The sequence below is a fragment of the Paenibacillus sp. J22R3 genome, assembly GCF_056269305.1.
The window spans coordinates 587,756-611,107 of the sequence record NZ_JBWDNS010000002.1 but is presented as its reverse complement, the minus strand read 5'-3'; the positions used below and the strand labels follow the sequence as shown (position 1 = coordinate 611,107).

Genomic DNA, 23,352 nt, shown 5'->3' with positions numbered 1-23,352 from the left:
AATGAGCATTATTTACTAGTTTCGACAAATAAAGGCTGGGAAAATGCGCCGTAGCCGCCTTCCAAATAGGCCGCAATGCGTACATATCCTTCATCGCCTTTGCATTCATAAGTGGCCTGGCTGATTCTACCCGTCGTTTCCTGCAGCACGCGGCCATCTTTACCGAAGAACGTCACATACTTATACATTTTATCCAGCAGCTCGTTCGAACGGAGATCGATCACAATCGTATGGCCTTCCGTGCGAATAGCATCGAATCCATAGCCCGTAGATACGTAGAAATTGCCGTCCTTGATCGCTTGCGTAATCGCTTCATTCGTATTCGCTTCCGCCTGCACCATATTCCAAGCTCGTTTCTCTTGGCCGTAAACATGCGAATCATCATTGCCGAAGCCCCATACCTTCCGTCCGCTCGACAATAAGGCATCCCATTTATCAAAGGCGATATCGTACTCCGGATTGCCGTCGCCGTTATACACTTCAATCCCAATATAACGTTCCAATTTCATCATATCTTCCAAGGTCCAATAATTGGAGAAGAAGCGATTCGGATGGACCAATACGGCAAACCCGCCGTTGTCGACCGCCATATCGGTCAACCGTTGATAGTTTTCAATCGTAAACTCGTTGCTGTATTGATCAAGCATCGTAAGCGGCGGATTAACGAGCAGCATATGCGTCTGGCGGCTGCTCACTTCAATGGCATCAAACACAGTGGGAATGCTGCGCTCGCCTTCGTGCTTCGTAATTTTATCATGATCGGAAATACCCAGAAAATCGTAGCCGCCATACATCTTATAGACCGTTTCCAGCGGGAACCAGCCATCGCTGTTCGTCGTATGATTGTGAAAGCTGCCTCTCCACCATTTGCCCGTTTGCGTGTAGCTATTCAAGATCTTCATCTACGATTTCTCCCTCTTTCCGCTCTTCTTTCTATTCTTTCATCGAACCGATCATAATGCCTTTGGCAAAATAACGCTGCACGAAAGGATAGATGATGATAATCGGAGCCACTACTACGATAATCGTCGCCATCTTTAGCGAGTTGCCCGTAATTTGGATTTTGTCGAGCAGCTCGTATTTGGTCGTACCCGCGGCTTGATTCAACGTATCTCGCATTGCTTCGGCGCTTGTCAGCATTTCCTGAAGCAGTGTCGATAAGGGACGCAGGCTGGCTTTACGTACGAAGAATGCACCGGTAAACCAATCATTCCAGTGCCCTACGGCGTTGAACAACCCAATAACGGCAATAACAGGACGGCTGAGCGGCATAATAATGCGCATAAAGATGGCAAAATCATTGTAGCCGTCAATGCGTGCCGATTCTTCTAAGCTTGGGTGAATTTGCTGGAAGAAGGTTCGAATAATGATCAAATTCCATGCACTGTATAAGCTTGGAATGACATAAACCCAGATGTTGTTCGTTAAATGAATCGACTTGAGCAGCATGTAGTAGGGAATGATGCCTCCGCCAAACAACATCGTGAAGAAAATGAGCATCATGAAAAATTTCCCGCCGGGCAATGTTTTGCTCTTTAACGCATAGGCAGCCATCGCTGTCATAAACACGCTGGAGACAGTGCCGACCACCGTACGGAACATCGAAATACCGAAAGCCGATGCGATATTGGAGGCTTCAAATACCTTCAAGAAGTTCTCGAACGACCAGATGCGAGGCCAGAAGAAGATGCCGCCTCTTTCCGCATCTTTGCCCGGATTAAACGCTAACGCGAATATATTCAGGAAAGGAAGAATAATAGACAAGCACAAGAGGACAATTAGGACATAATTGATGACGCGGAATACTTTCTCACCTAGGCTGATCTTATAAAATTCGTTCACTGACTTCCCTCCTTCTACACCTCGAAGAAACCACTCCGAAACGATAATAGAAAAGCGGCTTCATCCGGACTGCGAATAAAACCGCCTAACCATCAGGTACTCATTTGCTGCCTGCAGATGCTATAGCTTTACCTTTGTTTTTGGATCTGCATTCTTCTCCGCAAGAAGCTTCAAGTAGTCGTCCAAGCCGGAAGCTTCCATCTGCTTCAGGGCATTGTCAATGATCTTCTTCGCTTCATCATGACTTTTGCTGTAATACGCTTGGATCAAGCTGTCATTGTAGTTATCAAGAGCGGTTTTCAACTCTGTGCCGTTGCTAAACTCGCCAATGAACGAATTCGGCTGGTAAGCATCGGATACAACGCCGTTCTTCACCTTCTCATCGAAGTTCCAGTACGTTGCGATTTTCTCTACTGCCGGGAACAAGCCTGATGCTGCGTTATCGCCATAATTGGCTTCGCCGAAATCCACTAGATTATCATTGTCCGTGCTGCCGAGGATGTCGCCCCAGTTGTTGCCTACGCCGCCAAAACCAAGCTTCTTCGCTTCGTTAGGATCTTTCGCCTTCAAATCCACGACTTCTTGTTTCACAAGCGGGTTGCCTTTGTCGTCAAGCGTGTAGTCACGGCCTTCAATTCCGTATTTCCACAGCAGCTTGCCTTCGCGGCTTGCAAGGAAATCAGCGAATTTAACAATGTCTTCCGGTTTCTCAGTCGTAGTCGGAATCGCCCATGCGGAGTAACCGGACTTATAGGAAATCTGCATTTGATAAGGACCGTCTACTTGGTTAATTGGACCTAGCGGAACATAATGCATATCTTGGTTATATTCTTGGTAGCTGTGCGTATCGGCGATAATCGCCCATGAACCGTTTAATGCCCCTTCCGTTGCACGGCTCTCGTCAATCGTGAAGAACTCCGGATGGATTAGTTTTTCTTTGATTAGCTTCTGGACATAATCTACTTTCTTCAGTGCAAATTCAGTTTGAGCTTCGTGCAGAATTTTACCGTCTTTCGTCTGCTTAATCCGCTGGTCGTCTGCGCCCCACTCCAGATCGTTGAACAGGGCTCCGACTTCTTTACCGCCCCAGTAGGATGGACCGATCGGCGTAACCGGACCGCCGTTCTTATCTTTAAAGTCGCCTGCTTTGATCTTCTTAGCCAAATCATAGAGCTGATCTGTCGATGTAATCGTGCGTGGATCAATACCCAGTGCGTCTACGATATCTTTACGGATGTAAGGACCTCCGACGCCTTTCCAAGACACTTGACCGCCTTCGCGTTGGATGTTCATATGCGTGAAGTAGGTAGAGCCGTTGAATTCCGGACGGAACATGACGCCGAACTGCGTATCCATTGGCAGGTAATCAGCCTGCAAATACTTGCTGTATACCTTCGAATCCTTGAAGAAAGGAGTCAGGTCGGTGAACATGCCTTCGCGAGCTGCTTTGAGCACGACCGGCATTTCCGGACGACCGCTGTTGTTGAGGTAGAAAGCAACGAAATCCGGCAGGTCGTTCGCCGCAAGCCCCGCAATCAAACCATCAATGGAATGCTCCGCCTTCATAATTTCGATTTCGAAATCAATGCCCGTTTTCTCTTTAATTTGCGCTTTGATTTCAGGGTTCATATCCTCGGTATAATCGTCGGTTCCCATGAATACGAGACCTTTAATCGTACGGTCTGCAATCCATGTTGCCGGCTTTCCTTCAGGTGCATTTGTAGCAGTGGCATTGCTGTCTGAAGCGGTATTGCTGTTTGCAGCAGGTTCATTGCTCGTGTTGTTGCCGCTGTTGTTGGAACAACCTGCGAGAAGCATGGAAACCATAACAGGAATCGCTAGAAACTTCGTCCATTTTCTGCTCATGCGTTTTACCCCTTTAATTCAATTTTTTGTATGAATACGTCGGTTGACGTTTCCACCATTAGAACGTTCTTCATTACATGGTAGCGTTACCATAGTGAAGTGTCTGACACTTTGCGAGACAGCCGATTAGCCAAAACTACTAAGATTAGTCCGATAACGCCTTGCAGCATACCAACTGCGGTTGCATAACCATATTGACCGCCTTGTAAGCCGACACGAATGATATAAGTATCTAAGATATCGGAAAGCTGCATGTTTCCCGGCGTTCGCAGCAGGTAAAGCTGATCGAATCCGGCGGATAAAATGTTCCCAAGCGATAAAATAAACAGGATGACGACCGTCGGCATGATAGACGGCAGTGTAATGTTCCAGATCTCCCGAAGCTTACCGGCACCATCGATCTTGGCCGCTTCATACATATCGGGGTTTACACCTGATATCGCTGCCATATAAATGATCGAATCCCAGCCAATCGACTTCCACAGATGGCTGCCGAACATGATTTGATAGAAGTATTTAGGGTCCATCATGTAGAAGATACTGCCATCACCGCCAACATTGGCAATGAATTGATTGAGCAAGCCCGTGTCCGGAGCGAGAATCCGCTGAATCAAGCCGACAACCACGACCCAGGACAGGAAATGCGGCAGATAGAGCACGCTCTGAGACACGTTCTTGAACCATTTGTTGCGAACTTCATTAAACATGAGGGCTAGTATGATTGGGAAAGGCAAGTACAGGAACAGCTTCATACTGCTGATAATCAGTGTGTTTTGGATTAAACTCTTGCTTTGGTAAGAGTTGAAGAAGGTTACGAAATAGTCAAAACCGATCCATGGGCTTCCGAGAATGCCTTTGTTGAACTTATATTCCTTAAAGGCTAACAACAAGCCGCCCATCGGAATATATGAAAATACGATGAAGAACACGAGACAAGGCAGTAGCATGAAATACAAGTACCGATGCAGCATAATGTTTTTCCACAGAGAAGCTCTGGGTTTTCTCAGCTTCACTTGCGAAGTCGTCGAGACATTTGCCATGAGTCGGGAATCACCTTCTTTTCGGAGAAATGGCTAATTCTTGTTGTGCTCTGTTGCTTCTGTCGGTTCGGGTTTATTTTCTGGTATCGATACCAGAAACGGCTAAAAAATTTACTTTCCAATAAAACGGAAAGTAAGCGTTGCCATTGGTTTCATTATAGCAACTAATTTCGAATATGGCTATACGTTTTTCTACTCTTCATGAATACTTAACAGTCGGCTTGGCTGTCTCGTGGTGATGGCATCTACCCCTAATCCAATCAGCCGTCTCATCTCTTGCGGATCGTTCACCGTGTACACCCAAACGAGCAGTCCTGCGGCATGCGCACGATCGACTACTTCTTGGCGATATGTCGAGCTCTCCATGTTCAAACCGGCATAGCCGCCTATTTGCGCTTTCCGGCAAACGGCATCCGCAAACTCGACATAGCGCTCGCCCTTCCCTTCGGTCCAAACATCAGGTGTGTTGTACATCACTCTAATATCCGGGTACCTCGCGGTCATCGAATCGGAAGCCCCCGTAATAAAGACGCGTTTCTGCGCAGCGAACTGATAAATCAGCTTAGCTGTCGCTTCAATAGCGTCGGTTGATTTCAAATCCAAATTGAGCAGCATAGCGCGGGACTCCGATAGCCGGAGGATCTGTTCTAGTGTCGCTACCTCATGCTCGATATACGCAGGCGAGAGTGACTCTCTCACTTCTGGAGCGTTCAGTTCCTCATAGGTATATTTCTGCAGAGCCGGCGAATGATCATGCAGCAGCACTGCCGTACCTCCAAGCGTGACAAGCACGTCTACTTCTGCGATTTGGGCACCGCTCTCCATCGCCTCGAAGAACGAAGCTAACGTGTTATCCGGATGAATGCCGCAGCCCGTATGGGCTGCGGTTAATGGTTTACGCATCTTGAATCGGCTCCTTCTCATGGATGGTCTCTCTAAGATAGAATACGATTAATTATTCACAGCCCGTTTGATTTCATTCTCCATCCGAAGCAAGTTCTCCAAGCTTAATGCCAGACTGTCCATCGGGCTGCCCGGGCAGTAATCCTGCTCAACAGCGTACCATTCTACGCCGCTGGCTTCTCCCCACCGAATGATCGGCACAAAGTCTATAATTCCGCTGCCAACCTCGGCAAAATACCTTCGTTCGTCAGCAGTCATATCTTTCAAGTGGAGAATTGGCATGCGGCCGGCGTATTGTTGAATGTACGTGAGCGGATCCACATTCGCTTTCTTGACCCAATACGTATCGATCTCCGCGTAGACCGGACTCTCGGGATCCAGCTCTAACACATAATCCAGCGCGTATTGCCCATTCATGGACGTATGAAATTCAAAGTCATGGTTATGGTAGCCGGCCCTAAAGCCCAGCCCGCTTACTTGGCTTGCAACTTGGCGCAGCGCTTCCCGTACACTTCGATAACCATCCGGGTTCATAAGTTCGTCCGGAAGCGAGTGACAGATGAAATCTCTCGTCTTGAATAATCGCGCTTCTTCCAACACGGCCGGCAAATCATGCTTCATGCGCTCTAAACCGACATGCATCCCGGCAGTCTGCAGACCGAGCTCATCCATTACCGATGCGATCTCGCGTGGATCATTGCCATGCAAACCGTCGATTTGTACGGCATGCCATCCCATCTTCTTCAGCTCGCGAAGTGTGCCGGGGAAATCCTTCTTCAATTCATTCCGGAGCGTGTACAATTGCGCTGCCAGTTTCTCTCTCATACCGCAAGCTCCTCTCGTTTCAGATCCAGCCATTCCTGCTCTGCTTCTGTAAGATTAATTTCCATCGCTTTCACGGAATCCATCAACTCCGCATCCGTGCGGGGACCAATGATCGCTCCGGTTGGAAACGGACGATTGAGCACAAATGATAGGGCGATATGCAGAGCCGTGACACCTTTGCTTTCTGCCAGCTTCTTCGCTCTCTCATAACGCTTCCAGTTGTCCTCGTTATAATAGACGCGAACCATGTCCGAATTGGATCGATCCTCCGGCGAGAATAGCCCTGTAAAGAAACCACCCGCTTGCGCAGACCATGCAAGCAGCGGCAATTGATGACGCTCATGCCACTGGCTGGCCTGTTCATCCGCTGACACGCAGCCCTCCCATCTCGGCTCATTCGCTGCCGCCAGAGCGAGATTCGTGCTGCTGAACATGAAACCGGACAGATTATGCGCCTGAGCATAGTCATTAGCTTCCTGTATGCGATGATGCGTCCAGTTAGAAGCGCCGATGGCCCGTACCCGGCCTTCGCTCAGATGTAAGTTCAACTCTTCCATAATCGGCCCGACCGGCGTTCCCGGCTCGTCTCGATGAAGAGCATACAAATCGATATAATTCGTTTCCAAGCGATCAAGGCTTTCGAACAAATCCTTGCGTATCGCTTCCGCATTCACGCGAGGCCCGGGGCTGCCGTCATTGTGGTGAGCACCTTTGGTCATGATGACCATCTGATTCCGGTTTCCCTTCTCCGTCATCCATTGCCCGATGATTGTCTCGGCACGCCGATATTGATGAGCGGTATCAATCGTTGTTCCGCCTGCGGCAACGTAGGTGTCCAACATGTCCGTTCCATTCAACTTGCTTAAGTCGCCGGTTCCCATAATGAGCCGGGACAGACGAACGCCATTGATTTCCATGAACTTCATTGATTAAGCCCTCCTAGTGCCTTTGTCGAACTTTCTGGTACCGATACCATAAAACGAAGTCGTATGCCCCATGAATGGGGCTGCGACTGAACTTCTTACTGTAACCCAACCGGACAGCTTCGTCGTCTAGATAGAGAGTGGTTTCCCGCTCGATTGCCGGATAACAAGCTCGGGCTTCAGCACCATACGCTTCGATTCTCCAGGTTTCCCTGCATGATTCTTACTCAGAACCAAGTCTACAACAAGCTGACCCATCTGCTCCGTTGGCTGCGAAACCGTCGTCAGCGGGGGATCGGTAACCGTCGCCAATATCGTATTGTCAAAGCCGACAATCGACAGCTCCTCCGGAACGCGAACGCCCATCTCCTTCGCTGCTTGCAGCGCGCCGATGGCAAGCAGGTCGTTGCAGCAGAACACGGCTGTTGGGCGATCCGCATAACGAAGCAGCTCTGAAGCGCTGCGCCTGCCATCGCTAACCAAGTCATGCCCGCTCATTTTAACCATGTACTCCGGGATCTGTAAGCCCTCTTCAGCGACTTCGTCTTGGAAGCCTCGAATCCGTTCTTGCGAGCTAATTACTTTCGGATGCTCAGCAAGCACAGCCATCCGGGTATGCCCTAACTCCAGCAGATGACGAGCCGCCATTCGACCGCCTTCATAATCGTCAACGACGACGGTTGCAAGATCATGGCCAGGCATTTCCCTCGCGATCAGCGCGAATGGGATGGACTTCTTGAGAAGCTTATCCAGCAGCTCCCCGCTATCGATCCCCGTGCCGATAATGATACCGTCAACGCTCTTCTGTTGAAGCAAATTCAAATACCGTTCGACCCGCTCGTCCTTGTTATCCGTGCTGCAGATGACCAAGCTGTAGCCATGCACATCTCCTTGGTCTTCCACGGCCCGGGCGATTTCGGCGAAGAAGGGGTTGGAGATATCCGGAATGAGCATCCCAAGCGTATACGTTTTCTTGCCGGTCAATGCGGAGGCGATGAGGCTCGGCTTATAATTCAGCTGTTCCATGACGCTGATAATAGAGGCGCGGCGCTCTTCGCTGATTTTCCCTTTCCCGTTAATGACTTGGGAGACGGCCGCAATGGAAACCCCGGCTTCTCGTGCTACGTCGTAAATCGTTGCTTTCACTCTTGTAACTCCTCCTGCTTCTATGCCGCTTACAATTTGCTAGCGATTCGGATTCGGATTGACCATGATCCACTCATGATCCGGATCGTTGTGGAACTTCCACGTACGTACCGGACCGGCCATTACATTCAGATAATAACAATCATATCCCGGCGGAGCGGAGACCGGATGATAGCCTTTGGGCACCATGACTGCTTGCCCATCCTTGACAACCAGCGTCTCATCTAAGGAGCGATCGTCTGTGTAAACACGCTGGATCGCAAACCCTTTCTCCTGCTGAATCCGGAAATAATAGGTTTCCTCGAGCAGCGATTCTGCCGGAAGCGCATCTTGATCATGCTTATGCGGCGGATAGCTGGACCAATGTCCGTTAGGCGTGAACACCTCCACGACAAGCAGGCTGTCAGCCGACTGCTGCTCAGGCAAAATGTTATGAATTTGTCGCTCTAAGCTGCCATATCCGCGTGTTTCCACACCGACTTGCTCCGGTTTAATCAGCCGCGCTTCATGATGGCCATGGCCGGGAGCGGAACAAATGGCCATTTCCAAATCCGTTACAGCGCGAATCTCGTAGTTATCGTCATTCGGTACATAAACCGAATAAGGCGTTGTTCGTTCGAATATGTTCATTCTGCTTCCAATCGCAAGCCATTCTTGCGACCTCGTTGTCACATCCGCTTTACCGCTGAGAAGGACAAGGCACACTTCTCGATCTCCGGTATCGCGGCGAAAGGCTTGACCTGCTTCCAGCTTGATGACTTGAAATCCAACATACTTCCAACCTGCCGACTCCGGCGTAATGTTCATTATACTACCATCGTGATCCGGATGATCAGCCGGCGCAATGATTAAATTCGACATCGTTGCCTATCTCCCCTCCTAGATAAGAATCGCATGCTGCTCCGCGAGCTGCATCGCTTCCGCGATCTTCACGGGACGCGCAAGCATCAACGATAACTTAGCAGCCAGCGCCGTCAACTCTGCCTGCAGACCGTCGGAACCGCTGACCGGAACCGGCTGATCCTCTCGGATGCAATCGATAAAGATCCGCGTCTCTGCTCTGTAGGCCTCTTGATACCGCTCCAGGAAGAAGTGCAGCGGCTTATCGCGGTACACGCCTTCAGCCGTACTGATTTCCGCCGAATTCGGATAATCATTCGTCACGGCTGCCGCGCCTTTGGAGCCAAAAACCTCCACCCGTTGATCGTATCCATATACGGCTTGACGGCTGTTATCAATGACTCCCATCGCCCCGTTAGCAAACTTCAGCGTTACGATCGCCGTATCGACATCGCCATATTGCGCGAATACAGGGTCGATCAACACGCCGCCGTGTGCGTATACCTCTTCAATTTCACTGCCGGTCACGTAACGTGCCATATCGAAATCATGGATCATCATATCCATGAACATACCGCCGGATACACGAATGTAATCTTGATGCGGCGGATTCGGATCACGCGAGGTGATTTTGACAATGTGCGGGGTTCCAATCGTACCGCTCTGCACATGCTCGCTGATCCTCTGGAAGTTATGGTCGAATCGACGGTTGAACCCGATCTGCAGCTTAACGCCAGCCTGCTTCGCGGTCTCTACAGCTTCCTGAGTTTGTCTGATGTCCATACTGACAGGTTTCTCGCAGAAGATATGTTTGCCCGCCAGTGCAGCTTGTTTAATGAGCGGGACATGCGTGTCAGTAGAAGAACAGATGAACACGGCATCAATATCCGGATGGGCAATAATGGCCCCGCTGTCCTTCGTCACTAGCGGAATGTCTCGCAGCGCCGCCCATTCCTCAAGCTCGGCACCTGCGAATAAATCGCTCACTGCGATGACTTCCACTTGAGGCATCCGCAGCAGATTATCGGCATGTATTTTGCCGATTCGACCTGCTCCGATGATGCCGATCTTGATTTTCCCCAACGCCATATCGATATGCCTCCTCTTACCAGCGGGTAGTGATCATTTTCTTGCGCGTGTAGAACTCTACACCGTCGCTGCCGTTAGCATGCAAGTCGCCGTAGAACGACTTCTTCCAACCGGAGAACGGGAAGAACGCCATTGGAGCCGGAACACCAAGATTCACGCCCAGCATGCCGGCATCGATGGTTTCACGGAACTGACGAACGTTAGCGCCGCTCTTCGTAAACAAACATGCGCCGTTGGCAAAATCCGACCGATTGGCCACTTCGATGGCTTCTTCCAACGTTTCCACACGCACAATGGAGAGAACCGGCGCGAAAATCTCGTCTTCCCAAATTTTCATGCCGCATTGCACTTCATCGAACAAGGTCGGTCCAACGAAGTAACCTTCGCCCGCTGAAGCCGCATCCTTGCGTCCGTCCCTAATCAAGAGCGCGCCTTCCGACTCGCCAAGCTCAATGTACTTCAATGTACGTTCTTTGTGGGGTCCGCGAATAACGGGGCCGAGGAAAATCCCCTCTTCCATGCCATTGCCGATCGTAATGCGATCTGCTGCTTCGACCAGCTTGTTCACGAGTGTATCGGCAACTTCGCCTACAGCTACTACGACGGAGCAAGCCATGCAGCGCTCGCCTGCGGAGCCGAATGCCGCATTGACAATTTCTTTAACGGTCAATTCCAGATCGGCGTCCGGCATCACGATGGAATGGTTCTTCGCTCCGGCAAGCGCTTGAACCCGCTTCCCGTTCGCGGACGCTGTTTTGTACACATACTCAGCTACCGGCTGGGAGCCGACGAACGACACGGCCGTAACATCCGGATGCTCCAGGATGCCATTCACGACATCATGCGCGCCATGAACGATATTAAGGACGCCATCCGGCAATCCCGCTTCCGTGAACAGCTCCGCGAGACGGTTCGCCAGAAGTGGCGTACGCTCCGATGGTTTCATGACAAACGTATTGCCGCAAGCTATAGCGAGCGGGAACATCCAGCATGGCACCATCATCGGAAAGTTAAAAGGCGTTATCCCGGCAACGACTCCAACCGGATAACGATACATGCCGGATTCGAGGTTGGACGCAATGTCAGGCAGTTGTTTACCCATCATCAGCGTCGGTGCTCCTGCAGCGAATTCAACGCATTCGATCCCGCGCTGCACCTCGCCGTAAGCTTCACTGTAGCTTTTGCCGTTCTCGAGTGTGACTAGGCGGGCGAGCGCTTCCCAGTTGTCGACCAAGAGCTGCTGATATTTGAATAAAATGCGAGCCCGGCGCGGTACAGGCGTCCGGCTCCATCCCGAGAAAGCTTCCTTAGCCGTTCTCACCGCAAGGTCAACGTCTTCTTTGGTCGAGAGCGGAACCAGCGCCAACACTTCTTCCGTTGCCGGGTTATAGACGTTCTCGTGCGCGGCAGAGGCGGATGGTACCCAGCTGCCTCCGATCCAGTTGTTCAACACTTGTGTCATACTCGAATTCCCCTTTCGTAATCAACAGTCTGTCAGCGGCGACTATGAGGCCGTTATTTTGCCGTTATTGCAATCCTCGATATAGCGGAGCACTTGACTCTCGGTTGGCATGGCGTCGGAGCAGCTATGGCTCGAAATGACGATACAGGCAGCCGCGCTGCCGAATTCCATGCACTGCTCAAGCGACCAGCCCTGCATGATCCCATGCAGGAAACCGGCGGCATAGGAGTCGCCTGCGCCGAAGGTTTTGATAACCTTCGCCGGGAAGCTCTTCGCTCTATGACTCTTGTTGTCGGCCGTATAGGCGATCGAGCCCTCTTTGCCATGCTTGATAATGACGATCTTCGCGTTGTAGTCGAACCATTTGGAGGCGGTTACGCTGTCGCTGTGCTCCGGATTTTGCTCGAACACCTCCATCATGTCGAACTCCTCGCGCGTCCCCAAGATGATATCGCAATACGCTGCGGCCATATTATAGTAAACGGCTGTTTCCTGTTTGGAAGTCCACGTATAAGGGCGGTAATCCAGATCGAAGGCGATAACGGTTCCGTGTTTCTTCGCAAACTGCAGCGCTTGGAACACCGCCTCCCGCGAAGGACTCTGAGCAAGCGCCGTGCCTGAGATCAAGAGCATCTTCGACTGCGCGATTATAGCCTCACTGACCTCGCCGGCCTCTAGCAGCAGATCGGCCACGTTGTCGCGATACATGAGAATGCTGCAATCGGTAGGACTCTTAATCTCGGTAAAAGCCAGACCGGTCACCGCACCGGACCGATCGGTCACGACATTCTCCGTCTCAATCCCGGTTCTCTGCAAATAATCGAGGATGAAGCGCCCCATCTGATCATTTGCGATCTTCCCGATAAACGCCGTTTGGCGTCCAAGTCTTGCCATGCCGATTGTAATGTTCGCAGGAGAGCCGCCGACATATTTGGTAAATGTCATCGTCTCTTCCATCGGGCGATTGATCTCGTTCGCATTCAAATCGATGCAGAGACGTCCAATCGCCGTGAAGTCATAAGCTCTGTCTGCCTTGAAGGACACATAGGTCATGGCGTGGATTACCTTCTTTCTTCCGAGATCAGAGAATCGATGTACTGAAGCGCATTCCTCGCATATTCATAGGCGGGATGCAGCGCGGGATCTTGTTCACCCTCCAGCAAAGCCCATCCCTTATAATTACGTTTGACCAGTTCAGATAGAATCGGCCCAAAATCAATGCAGCCATCGCCCGGAACGGTGAACACGCCTTTGCGGATGCAAGTGATAAAGTCCGCCTGTTCGGCTCTTGCCTCCTCCAATATCTGAGGCCGGATATCCTTCAAGTGAACATAAGCAATTCGTTCGTAATGCTTCTGCAGAACAGTCAGCGGGTCTGCTCCTCCGTAATAGGCATGCCCCGTGTCGAAGAGCAGGTAGACGAGCTCCGGATCGGTCAGCTCCATGAGGCGATCGATCTCTTCCGGCCGCTCCACAACCGTTCCCCCGTGATGATGATAGGTCAATTTCAGCCCATACTCCTTGGCAATTGCGCCGGCAGCATTCAAGCCTTCAGCCAGCGACGCCCACTGTTCATCGCTTAAACGCTGCACTTCCTTCTCATTCGGAGAACGCCGCGGATCGAAGTGCAGCGATCCTCCCGCTTCGCATGTGCTAATCACCGTGCTTCCCATTTCCTTAAGAAACTGTGCATGTGACCGATAGGCGTTCAGTTCATCTTCACGATACGCCGGATCGGAGAAGAGCACCGACTTCCACTGCGACGTCAAGCTGATCCCGCGTCGTGACAGCTCATTCTTCAGCACTTGCGGATCGCTCGGAAACTTCCGTCCCATCTCCGTACCCGTTAAACCAAGCGCAACGATGTCATCGACGATCCGATCGAACGAAGTATCGTCACCGTGTTCCTTTACATCCTCTCCAACCCAATTAATGGGATGAATCCCTAATCGGAATGGCAACTGTTTCATAGGCTGGCAGCCCCTCTTTTATAGGATTTGAATGGATCTGATTTTGGCGTTCATTTCTTTACCGGCTTTGATCACGTTATCGCTCTCTGACACCTCGGGAACAGCAACGTTCCACCAGGACTCATATCCGCCTGTATTCGTGCCCGGCACAACAGGAATCTCGATGAGTGTAGTGACCGTTTCTTGCTTCGCCAGCTGCAGCGCTTCCTTCAATTCTTGCTCGTTGTTTGCCTTGTAGGCTTTAGCACCAAGACTGCGCGCATGTGCCGCGAAGTCGATTGGCATATACGTTCCGGTCAGCTTACCTGTCTCCGCCGAGCGGAAACGGAACTCATTCCCGAAGCCGTCGCTGCCCTGGCTCCTCTGCAAATTATGGATACACTGGAACCCGTGGTTGTCGAACAGCAATACGGTGATTTTGCGACCTTCCTGCAAGCTGGTCACCAGCTCGGAGTGAAGCATGAGATACCCGCCATCTCCCACGATCGCATAGACTTCGCGGCGCGGTTCAGCCAGCGCGACGCCGAATGCGCCGGCGATCTCATACCCCATGCAGGAGAAGCCATATTCCATATGATAGGTTTTGGGTTCGGTTGGCCGCCACACCCGGTGAAGATCACCGGGCAGACTTCCCGCCGCGCATACGATAACCGAGTTAGATGCAATTGTCTCCTGGATGATGCCCAGTGCCCGGGTCTGAGCCAAACCAAGCTCATGCTCTATGGCAAAAAGTCGATCGACCTCATCATCCCACTCCCGCTTAATGGCATGGATCTCCTGCAGATCATGTTCACTCGAATAGTGAACATCTTGGAGTGCAGCTTGCAGCGCGATTAGGCCTTCTTGGGCATCCGCCGTAATCGCTACCCCGTTCAGCTTCGAGGAATCGAATCCGCTGACATTCACATTAATGAATTGCACATCCGGATGACCGAAGGCGGACTTGGAAGCCGTCGTGAAATCGGAATACCGCGTGCCCACGCCGATGATGAGATCGGCTTCTTGCGCGATCTTGTTTGCGGCCAGAGCACCGGTAACTCCGATCGCGCCTACGTTTAGCGGATGGTTCCAAGGCAATGAGCTCTTGCCTGCTTGTGTCTCGGCAACCGGGATATGGAAAGCCTCGGCGAATGCAGCAAGCTCACTCGATGCAGAAGAATACAACACACCGCCGCCCGCGATAAGGAGCGGCTTCTTCTTGCCAGCCATGAGCTTCACCGCGCGCTTAATCGCGTCCGGCACCGGCGGACGACGATCCAAATAATGCACCTTGCGGTCAAAGAAATGGATCGGATAGTCATAAGCTTCCGCCTGTACATCCTGCGGCAGAGCCAGCGTCACTGCGCCGGTCTCTGCGGGATCGGTCAATACGCGCATCGCTTGCACCGCAGCCGTCATCAATTGCTCCGGTCTCACGATACGGTCCCAATACTTGCTGACTGATTTGAAAGGTTCGTTAGCGGAAATGGTGTAATCGCTTACAACTTCTAACTGCTGCAGCACCGGATCCGGCTGTCTGCTGGCAAAATTATCACCCGGCAGCAGCAGCACCGGGATGCGGTTTACGGTTGCCGTCGCAGCCGCCGTAATCATATTCAAAGCACCTGGTCCGATAGAGGACGTGCAGGCATAAATCTGCTTGCGATTGCTTTGCTTCGCGAATGCAGCTGCGGCATGAACCATGCCCTGCTCGTTCTTGCCTTGTATGTAAACCAGTTCACCTGCGCTATGCTCCAAGGCTTCCCCGATCCCGGTTACGTTGCCATGACCGAAGATACCCATAACGCCCTTAACGAACTTCGTTTCCTCGCCGTCTACCGAGATATATTGCTGATCCAGAAATCGCAGCAGCGCTTGCGACATCGTAAGCCGAACTGTATTCATTATGCTTGACTCCTCCTTAGATTGAGTAGGTTAAGCGCTATACCCTTTGACATAAAAATAACGCTCTTCTTACTATTCCACAGTAGATTAAGCGCTTAACTTATTTTACGAAAAAAGATTGCAAATCTCAATAGCTGTTTTTGGCGAATCCTGTCATTAGGACCGTATTACAACCCTTCGACCACTTGCACAGTAAGGCTTCGCTTCATGAAGTCAAAGATAAATTCAATAACCGTGTTATCCTGCTCGATGTTCATTGTCGCTTTCGTCGATGAGCCGCTCCGCGGATATTCATCAATTGAATACGTTTGCGATAACGTTCCGTATGGTGCAACGGCATAGGTGTAAGAACCCGTGAACGGCATAACAAAGGTGCGCCGGTAGATGCCATTACCGATGTAGTACATCCGCGTTGTTTCGCTATTGGAGTCATTATTGAACGCGCCAACATGATGCTGGAAGCTTCCGTATAGGATGACGCGAGCCGGAAGTTTGATTCCTGTCTCGGGATCATAGCTGTCATCCGCCCCATAGGAGGTGTTCGGCAGCGGATTGCCTGCACGCTGCCTTAGATCCTGTTCGGATTGCCACAGCGATCTGATCTTCTCTTCCTGTCCGAATCCGAGCGGACAGCCTTCGCCTGCTTGATTCGCCTGATAGCAATTCGACAGTTCTTCTCCAGCGCTGCCGGTCGGCATCGGAACATGATAACTGCCGAGCGTTCTTCGAATCGGCATCTGCATATATGCGTTCGTATTGTTTACGGCCGTCCATTTGAAGGCGTATTCAAGAAAACGGTTACGACTCTCTTCATCCTGCGATGCGAACCAGCCAATCTGATCGTAGCCCCACCATTCCATCCATGCTCTGCGTTCATCTGGAATGTTGTCCTGATCATCGAAGAATTTACCGCCCCAATTATCGAGCTCCATCAGCATCGGTAACGAATCGCAGCTCCATCCGCTAGGCGTCACGCCGCCTTCACTGAAGCCTTCTTGCACAAGTGCAAGCTTGTCGCTTGGTACGTCTTGAATCGGCATCCGGGAGTATGGCATGGAATGAAAATCAAACAGAAGCTTGCCATCCATGTTCACGCCATGCGTATGTGCATCAAGCAGCACAATGCCTCGTCTCGCATGCTCGCTCGCATAATCCCTTATCATTTGGAATAAGGCAATCGTCTTCTTGAGCCCGAAGTCTTCAGCCGTGTACAGGTGAATCTGCCCCATATGAATGGCTTCATAGCCGGCATCGATATAGTTAACCGCCCGGTAATAGAACCAGAACTGTGTCTCAAGCTTGTTCATATTGGGAATGCCGCCGCCGTCGTCCCAGACGAAGCCTTGCGGGTTCTCGTCAAACAGCATATCGGTGATACGGAAATTGCGATCCTCTGCCGGCAATTGAAAGGCTTTGAACACCCATTCCGGAATCTTGATCTTCTCGACATCCGGGAAAACAGCTTCGAAAATGCAGGTTTGCAGCATAATGTCCGGGTCCACTTCATGTGCACGCTCAGCAAGCGTCTTAGACTTCCGGAAATGCTCGCCGTCATCCGCTTCCAGCAGCCACACGCCCGAAGCACGTCCCAGAAACTTTGCCCCGATGTTCTTGATCATCCTTAAGTCATCATTTAACGTATCACTGTTGACCAAATCTGCGGCCGTAACCGCCCTGGACAGAAAGCCCTCCAGAACATCCCGGCTGATACATCCGTTATACATCGAATGGTTCATGTCTACCTCCGTGATCATTGTTATTCATCGTATAAAGTTGTTCATGATCGCCTTCATTCCTGATCTCTGAAACAGCATCTAGACTATTTCTGGTATCGATACCAGAAATACATATTACTAATTTACCATCATTTCTGAATAATGGAATAACTTTTTGGAAATTTACACTTTTTTATTGTTTGCGCCCAACAATAGAGCGATACCAGCGGCCTTTTTTTTCTAGTATCACTCTCAATCTATTCGATTTCGTCTAACGGTGCAGTTTGATCAAACATCGCCCTGTTCTCTTCCGGCACATGAATGATATCTTGCACCTGGTACATGTCTGAATCAGGGTCTTTCACGATATCCAGCAGCAGAATCTCATCTTCCATCCTTAGAAAGCTATAAGTTCGAAGCTCGGCTCCGGTTGCGGAGATGCCCTTCAATTGACTCATATCTTCCTCTGAAAGGGTTCCCTTCATTGCGTCCGACAAGTAGGCATTCAACTGCTGCAAATCCTGATGATCGATTGCCTGCTTCACGAGTATAGCTACATTTTCCGGGGAATCAGGCTGGACGAACTTGGGAGATGAACATCCCATAATAAACATTAATCCTGCTAGCACAGTAAGCTTCTTTGCCGTCATGCTGTTTCTCCTAACCAATCATATAAACGATCATAAATTTATTCCACCCATGTATCTTGCAGCAGTTCAATAATTTCTTCTTGTTCCTTGCCAACCATTTCGTGGATGCGAACGGCTAATGTAGGAAGCTTCCACGCCTCCAGCTCAGCTGTCTCGACGCCACTTAAAGCTATGTATACATCGCAATATACCTCGTGAAATAGCCTCCGCCCATCACGCAGCCAGCTAGGCGCTTCCGGTGGTAAAGAGTTCGATGCCAGCATCATCAAGGTTCGGCTCACATCCGCGGCCTTGTCGCCAATTAGGACATTCATCCAGTCAATGATGACAGGTCCATCCGCTGCCATGAGTATGTTACCCGGGTGAAAATCATAGTGGCATAATGCCTGCCCGTCCGGTAATTGCCGAAGCATGGCTATAATGTGATCCCTCTGGCGATCCGAAATTTCGGTGGCTGCCATCGTATGTTTTAGCAGCTCTTGCTTCAGATTCGGGGTAAAATCAACCTTCAGTTCATGAAGCTGATAGTGGAGCTCCGCCATCAATTTCGCATAGTGGGTAACGCTCTCTCTGTTTGGTTCAATCCTGCTCATCATGGAAGGAGCGTTGATTCGCTCATAGACGATGCCGGAGCGGCCTTCATACTCAATAAGTCCGCCGAACCTCGGCGTCCGTACAGCTAACCGGGATATAATTGCTGCATTCTTCGCTTCCTTCGGTGCTTCATGGGCATGATGAAAGAGTTTAATAACCTCATGCTCGCCCCACTCATAGACATCCGCTGTATTGCCTCTCCCAACCAGTTCGCCAGCTTTCATTATGCGGCACCTCACTAAGACATCGTAATTGGTATTGTATCCCATATCATGGAGCAGTGGCGATAAAATTCTTCCAAAGAAAAAGCCCCATTGGCATAAGAGTCTCTCTCTTAGCGCAATGCGGCACAAATTGATGATATACAGCTAAACTTCGCTTACTTTCACTTCGTATGCTCTAAGCTCACAATTGCCGGTGTGAAAGTTATAGTACTCTTCATTCAATTGTTCATGGAAATAAGCATGAATGACTCTGCAGATTCCGCCATGAGAGACCAGCAATACATGCAGACCTTTATACCTCTCTATGATTTCATCGATTAAATTATAGACTCGTTGCGCCACCTGCAATACGGATTCTCCACCTGAGAGCTTGCTCGGAAAATGTTTCTTTGCCTCAAGGAAACCAGCGTCATCACGCATAACGCCCTCGTATTTTCCATAATTTTGCTCCCTGAGTCTATCTTCTACGGTATAAGCTGCTCCTAGCGCATCAGAAAGGATCTCAGCGGTTTGTTTGGCTCTCATGAGCGGAGATGAAAGGATAAGATCGATCTTCACATCTCCCATGCTCGCGGCCAACGTTCTTGCTTGTTCAATGCCTCGACTCGTCAAGGCAATATCTGAGATTCCACAGATGCGGCGCGCTACATTCCATTCGGTTTGACCGTGCCTCACAGCGAATATGTTCATAGGCATCCTCGTTTCCGGTTGAATAGTACTAATTAGCCCTGCGGATACACGTACTTGGTAGCCGACACAGTCATATTGGCTGCGACGGAGCCTTCTGCAGGAACGGTTATTGTTCCTTTGGCCGAATAGGTGTCACCGCTAAATTCAAAATATTGGCCGAAGCTGTACGTTCCCGGCGGCAGGAAGAGCTCGAATTTCCCATTATTCAGAACCACATCGCAAATGTAGCTGTTACTGTCATTATAGATGTTCACCTGGCCGGAACGATTGACGGAGACATTCTCGAAACTAGCGGTTCCGGTCACATTGGGCTTCTGCAGCTGCAGCGTTGCGCTCTCAAACTGGCCATTCTGCACACGAATCGGCTTGTTCAGCACACTGGTCGTGCGGTAAGTCCTAACACTCACAATTTTATAGTTACCATCAGGCAATTCCGCATAAGCTGTGAGTCCTTCCCAGTTCACCCAGCGATCCAGGTCGTATCTGCCTTCTGCGGACTGAATAAAGATTGTACCGCTCTCAACCGGCACTCCCTGTGCATCCACGATGCGCAGCTCCGGTATAACCGGCTGTTTATCCTGAACGGCTAACCATTTGGTCGTGCCGCGAGAAACAGCCATTCTGTAGGGGGTATCATGAAACCGATTTTCTTTGTAGGGATCAGCGCCAGCCTTGAGCAGCAGCTGCGCAATTGGGTAGCTGGACCACTGAACAGCTGTATACAAGGAACTATCGAGTCCCGGATCAGCGCCATGTGCGAGCAGCGTCTGAACGATCTCTGCCTTCGGATATTGATTCACGTATACACTCCCATTGCTGGCACGACCAATTACGCCTGAAGCGGATTCCAAATAGGAATACCCATCGCGGTTTGTTTTATTCGCGTCATAGCCTTGCGACAATAGCAGGTCTAGCAGATCGGCATTTTGGTTCAATATCGCCTCCGAAACCAAGTCCCGTGATGACAGCTTGACATCTGCACCATGCTCCAGCAGCGCTCGCGTCCCCGCCGTACTGCTTTTCAACACCGTATACTCAATCGGAACATTATCCCCAAACATGTTGACCAGCTTCAAATTCGGATCAACGCCTCGATCCAGCATCCGCTCGATCGTCAACGCATCTCCGCTCATGGCAGCTTCAAACAGCGTGCGCTGAAAGACTTTCAAATCGGCCTCACTATACCCGATAATAACCTTCTTCTGCTTGGTATCGTAGCTCACGTTCTTCCCGCTCACGATCGAAACCAGCCTTGCCGAGACGTAAATACGTCCATTCAAATTAACCGGCGCCTGGCTTAAACGAATGTTCTGATTGGATGTTTGGAGCATCGTCGTGTTCAAACGGATACTCCATTTCGTCGATCCACGCGTCATATCGATTCTTCCCAGCTGTACCACCGCTTTGACATCAAGCGCATCCAATATCGACTTCATCGGCAGCATTAAGCTGCCTTTATACATAAGCGGAGCTGCTGATAATTGAAGCGGCTTACCGTCAATGACCACCATAATAGTCGGTGCTGACGGAGCTGATGCTGCGCTGACCGGTGCTTGTATTACCGCTGCTAGAAGGAATATCGTTGCCCACAGCAGGGCAAGCACCGATAACCTTCCGGTTTGAATCTGTCTTCTCATTTTCCATTCATCCCCTCAAACATGTTTGTCACCCTATTTCCCATAATTCGACAGTAACCCTCCAATCCCTTCCATAAACCATCCAATCAATCCCATTTATACGCACCGTTTCTAGGCTCCTGCATACCATGTGAACATACTTATTTTTTTCTGCACGACGGGCTGCTTCCGGCATGAATTGCAGAAAGTCTATGGAGGGGTTTACTTGAAAAAAAGTATGATGAGACTTTCCTTCATCGTCATCAGCTTAGCGCTTCTGCTGGCGGGCTGCGGCGGGAAAAAGTCGGAACCGACCAAGGTTCGAATCGGTGAAGTCACGCGTTCTATTTTCTATGCACCGCAATATGTCGCCATTACGAATGGATTCTTCAAAGATGAAGGTCTGGACGTAGAGCTGACCACAACGCCGGGCGGAGATAAAACGATGACGGCACTGCTCAGTAACAACATTGACGTGGCACTGGTAGGATCCGAAACATCCATTTATGTCTCGCTTCAAGGCTCCGAAGATCCGGTCATTAATTTCGCCCAATTAACGCAAACCGACGGGACCTTCCTGATCTCCCGCTCCAAGGTCGACAATTTCGATTGGAACATGCTGAAAGGGTCCAAATTCCTGGGGCAGCGCAAAGGCGGCATGCCGCAAATGGCCGGTGAATTTACGCTCAAGAAACACGGCATCGATCCTCAGAATGATTTGGAACTCATTCAAAATGTGGAATTTGCCAACATCGTTCCTGCCTTCACATCAGGTACAGGCGACTACGTTCAGCTCTTCGAGCCATCGGCTACGATGATCGAGCAGCAAGGCAAAGGATATGTCGTTGCGTCATTCGGTACGGAGAGCGGCCATCTGCCTTATACCGTGTTCATGACCAAACAAAGCTATATCGATGACAATCCGGGTACGGTACAGAAGTTCACGAATGCCGTCCATAAAGGACAAAAGTGGGTGCAGGAGCATAGTGTAAATGAAATCGCTGATGCTGTTGCGCCATTCTTCCCGGACACAGACATTGAGCTGATCCGCGGCGTTGTGAAACGGTACAAAGATCAAGGCTCCTATGCAACAGATCCAATCATCGACGAAACCGAGTGGGCGAATTTGCAGGATGTGATGAAATCGGCCGGCGAGCTGGATGCTCCTGCGGAATTCGGCAAGCTGGTGAACAATACGTTTGCAGAGAAAGCGATTAAGAATGTGAAGTAAGGACTTGACAGATAGGCCGCCTGCGTGCGGCCTCTTCAAGCGTATGGAAGGAGTGACCGCTGTGATTCCTGTCGTGGAAGTAAAGGATGTTACACATGTGTACGTCAATGAGAAGGGGGCAACGCTGGCTCTGGATCAGATTGCATTAACGGTCAGGAGCGGTGAATTCGTCTCCCTCGTCGGCCCGAGCGGCTGCGGCAAAACAACGCTGCTCTCCATCATCGCGGGCTTAATCCTGCCAACCGAAGGAGAGGTCTCCATACTCGGGCAGCCCGTTACCGGTCCGACGTCGAAGATCGGTTATATGCTGCAGCAGGACTTTCTGTTTCCGTGGCGGACGATTCGCGAGAATGTGACGATTGGTCTGGAAATCATGGGCAAGCTGACACGCGAGAAGAAGGAGTTCGCGCTTCATCTGTTGGAGGAGCTGGGGCTTGGCCAGTCAGCGGGCAAATATCCCGGTGAACTGTCTGGCGGTATGCGGCAGCGGGCAGCGCTTGCGCGTACACTGGCTACCGAACCGGATATTTTATTTCTGGATGAACCGTTCTCGTCGCTGGATTTTCAAACGAAGCTGCAGCTCGAGAACCTGATCTCCCACACTCTTAAAGCGCGCCGCAAAACCTCGCTGCTGGTTACCCACGATATAGCCGAGGCCATCGCGATGAGCGATAGAGTGATTGTGCTAGCGCCTAATCCGGGACGGATAAAGAGCGAAATCGCCATCCCTGCGTATCTGGCAGAGATGACGCCTATTGCCGCGCGTGAGCAAGACGGGTTTCAGGAGTGGTTTCGCATTGTCCGGAAGGCGTTCGAATCGACGGAGAGAAGGAGATGAAGAC

General features: G+C 50.6%; 21 protein-coding genes. 2 read left to right on the top strand and 19 right to left on the bottom strand.

The genetic code is table 11. The features are described 5' to 3' along the window. Positions 1 to 8: 8 nt before the first annotated feature. The 19 genes from AC0YN4_RS10900 to AC0YN4_RS10810 all read right to left on the bottom strand — a co-directional run bounded on the left by AC0YN4_RS10900 (position 9) and on the right by AC0YN4_RS10810 (position 21,300). Entirely contained in the window at positions 9 to 902 is an 894-nt protein-coding gene (locus AC0YN4_RS10900) for a CehA/McbA family metallohydrolase domain-containing protein (protein ID WP_475835801.1), read from the bottom strand. Positions 903 to 933: 31 nt separating this feature from the next. Next, on the bottom strand, positions 934 to 1,842 hold the full coding sequence (locus tag AC0YN4_RS10895; RefSeq protein ID WP_475781492.1) for a carbohydrate ABC transporter permease: 909 nt from the start codon (positions 1,840 to 1,842) through the stop codon (positions 934 to 936). A 120-nt stretch (positions 1,843 to 1,962) separates the two neighbouring features. Beyond that, positions 1,963 to 3,708, bottom strand: a complete 1,746-nt coding sequence (locus tag AC0YN4_RS10890; protein WP_475781491.1) for an extracellular solute-binding protein — start codon at positions 3,706 to 3,708, stop codon at positions 1,963 to 1,965. Between the two features lie 86 nt (positions 3,709 to 3,794). Continuing rightward, the gene (locus AC0YN4_RS10885) at positions 3,795 to 4,748 is read right to left on the bottom strand and encodes an ABC transporter permease (RefSeq protein ID WP_475781490.1); all 954 of its coding nucleotides are present in this window, start codon (positions 4,746 to 4,748) and stop codon (positions 3,795 to 3,797) included. A 192-nt stretch (positions 4,749 to 4,940) separates the two neighbouring features. Continuing rightward, on the bottom strand, positions 4,941 to 5,651 hold the full coding sequence (locus AC0YN4_RS10880; protein ID WP_475835800.1) for a glycerophosphodiester phosphodiesterase: 711 nt from the start codon (positions 5,649 to 5,651) through the stop codon (positions 4,941 to 4,943). Between the two features lie 48 nt (positions 5,652 to 5,699). After that, positions 5,700 to 6,476, bottom strand: coding sequence for a sugar phosphate isomerase/epimerase family protein (locus tag AC0YN4_RS10875; RefSeq protein WP_475835799.1), 777 nt, complete (start codon positions 6,474 to 6,476; stop codon positions 5,700 to 5,702). Next, positions 6,473 to 7,402, bottom strand: a complete 930-nt coding sequence (locus AC0YN4_RS10870; protein WP_475835798.1) for an aldo/keto reductase — start codon at positions 7,400 to 7,402, stop codon at positions 6,473 to 6,475. Before AC0YN4_RS10870 ends, AC0YN4_RS10875 begins: the two co-directional genes overlap by 4 nt. 126 nt (positions 7,403 to 7,528) lie before the next feature. Further along, a complete protein-coding gene (locus AC0YN4_RS10865) occupies positions 7,529 to 8,545 on the bottom strand; it encodes a LacI family DNA-binding transcriptional regulator (protein WP_475835797.1) in 1,017 nt (338 codons plus the stop codon). 39 nt (positions 8,546 to 8,584) lie between these two features. Next, positions 8,585 to 9,406 carry a 5-deoxy-glucuronate isomerase gene (gene iolB, locus AC0YN4_RS10860; RefSeq protein WP_475781485.1) on the bottom strand — a complete coding sequence of 274 codons (822 nt, stop codon included), beginning with the start codon at positions 9,404 to 9,406 and terminating at the stop codon, positions 8,585 to 8,587. An 18-nt stretch (positions 9,407 to 9,424) separates the two neighbouring features. Further along, positions 9,425 to 10,468 carry an inositol 2-dehydrogenase gene (iolG, locus tag AC0YN4_RS10855; protein ID WP_475781878.1) on the bottom strand — a complete coding sequence of 348 codons (1,044 nt, stop codon included), beginning with the start codon at positions 10,466 to 10,468 and terminating at the stop codon, positions 9,425 to 9,427. A 22-nt stretch (positions 10,469 to 10,490) separates the two neighbouring features. Further along, the gene (locus AC0YN4_RS10850) at positions 10,491 to 11,936 is read right to left on the bottom strand and encodes a CoA-acylating methylmalonate-semialdehyde dehydrogenase (RefSeq protein WP_475781484.1); all 1,446 of its coding nucleotides are present in this window, start codon (positions 11,934 to 11,936) and stop codon (positions 10,491 to 10,493) included. Positions 11,937 to 11,978: 42 nt separating this feature from the next. Next, on the bottom strand, positions 11,979 to 12,989 hold the full coding sequence (gene iolC, locus AC0YN4_RS10845) for a 5-dehydro-2-deoxygluconokinase (protein WP_475781483.1): 1,011 nt from the start codon (positions 12,987 to 12,989) through the stop codon (positions 11,979 to 11,981). 8 nt (positions 12,990 to 12,997) lie between these two features. Continuing rightward, complete coding sequence (gene iolE / locus AC0YN4_RS10840) at positions 12,998 to 13,906, bottom strand: myo-inosose-2 dehydratase (RefSeq protein WP_475781482.1); 909 nt, start codon at positions 13,904 to 13,906, stop codon at positions 12,998 to 13,000. Between the two features lie 18 nt (positions 13,907 to 13,924). Further along, positions 13,925 to 15,790: a 3D-(3,5/4)-trihydroxycyclohexane-1,2-dione acylhydrolase (decyclizing) gene (gene iolD / locus AC0YN4_RS10835; protein WP_475835796.1), complete on the bottom strand. Its 1,866-nt coding sequence runs from the start codon at positions 15,788 to 15,790 to the stop codon at positions 13,925 to 13,927. 167 nt (positions 15,791 to 15,957) lie between these two features. Further along, on the bottom strand, positions 15,958 to 17,544 hold the full coding sequence (locus AC0YN4_RS10830) for a hypothetical protein (protein WP_475835795.1): 1,587 nt from the start codon (positions 17,542 to 17,544) through the stop codon (positions 15,958 to 15,960). A gap of 218 nt (positions 17,545 to 17,762) precedes the next feature. Beyond that, positions 17,763 to 18,155, bottom strand: coding sequence for a hypothetical protein (locus AC0YN4_RS10825; protein WP_475781479.1), 393 nt, complete (start codon positions 18,153 to 18,155; stop codon positions 17,763 to 17,765). Between the two features lie 38 nt (positions 18,156 to 18,193). After that, positions 18,194 to 18,973: a phosphotransferase family protein gene (locus tag AC0YN4_RS10820; RefSeq protein WP_475835794.1), complete on the bottom strand. Its 780-nt coding sequence runs from the start codon at positions 18,971 to 18,973 to the stop codon at positions 18,194 to 18,196. A gap of 144 nt (positions 18,974 to 19,117) precedes the next feature. Beyond that, complete coding sequence (locus tag AC0YN4_RS10815; protein WP_475835793.1) at positions 19,118 to 19,663, bottom strand: histidine phosphatase family protein; 546 nt, start codon at positions 19,661 to 19,663, stop codon at positions 19,118 to 19,120. A 32-nt stretch (positions 19,664 to 19,695) separates the two neighbouring features. Continuing rightward, positions 19,696 to 21,300 carry a stalk domain-containing protein gene (locus AC0YN4_RS10810; RefSeq protein WP_475835792.1) on the bottom strand — a complete coding sequence of 535 codons (1,605 nt, stop codon included), beginning with the start codon at positions 21,298 to 21,300 and terminating at the stop codon, positions 19,696 to 19,698. A gap of 217 nt (positions 21,301 to 21,517) precedes the next feature. On the opposite strand from AC0YN4_RS10810, the gene AC0YN4_RS10805 reads away from it, so the two are divergent. Next, complete coding sequence (locus AC0YN4_RS10805) at positions 21,518 to 22,510, top strand: ABC transporter substrate-binding protein (RefSeq protein WP_475781877.1); 993 nt, start codon at positions 21,518 to 21,520, stop codon at positions 22,508 to 22,510. Between the two features lie 61 nt (positions 22,511 to 22,571). Beyond that, a complete protein-coding gene (locus tag AC0YN4_RS10800; RefSeq protein WP_475836098.1) occupies positions 22,572 to 23,348 on the top strand; it encodes an ABC transporter ATP-binding protein in 777 nt (258 codons plus the stop codon). Positions 23,349 to 23,352: the final 4 nt, after the last annotated feature.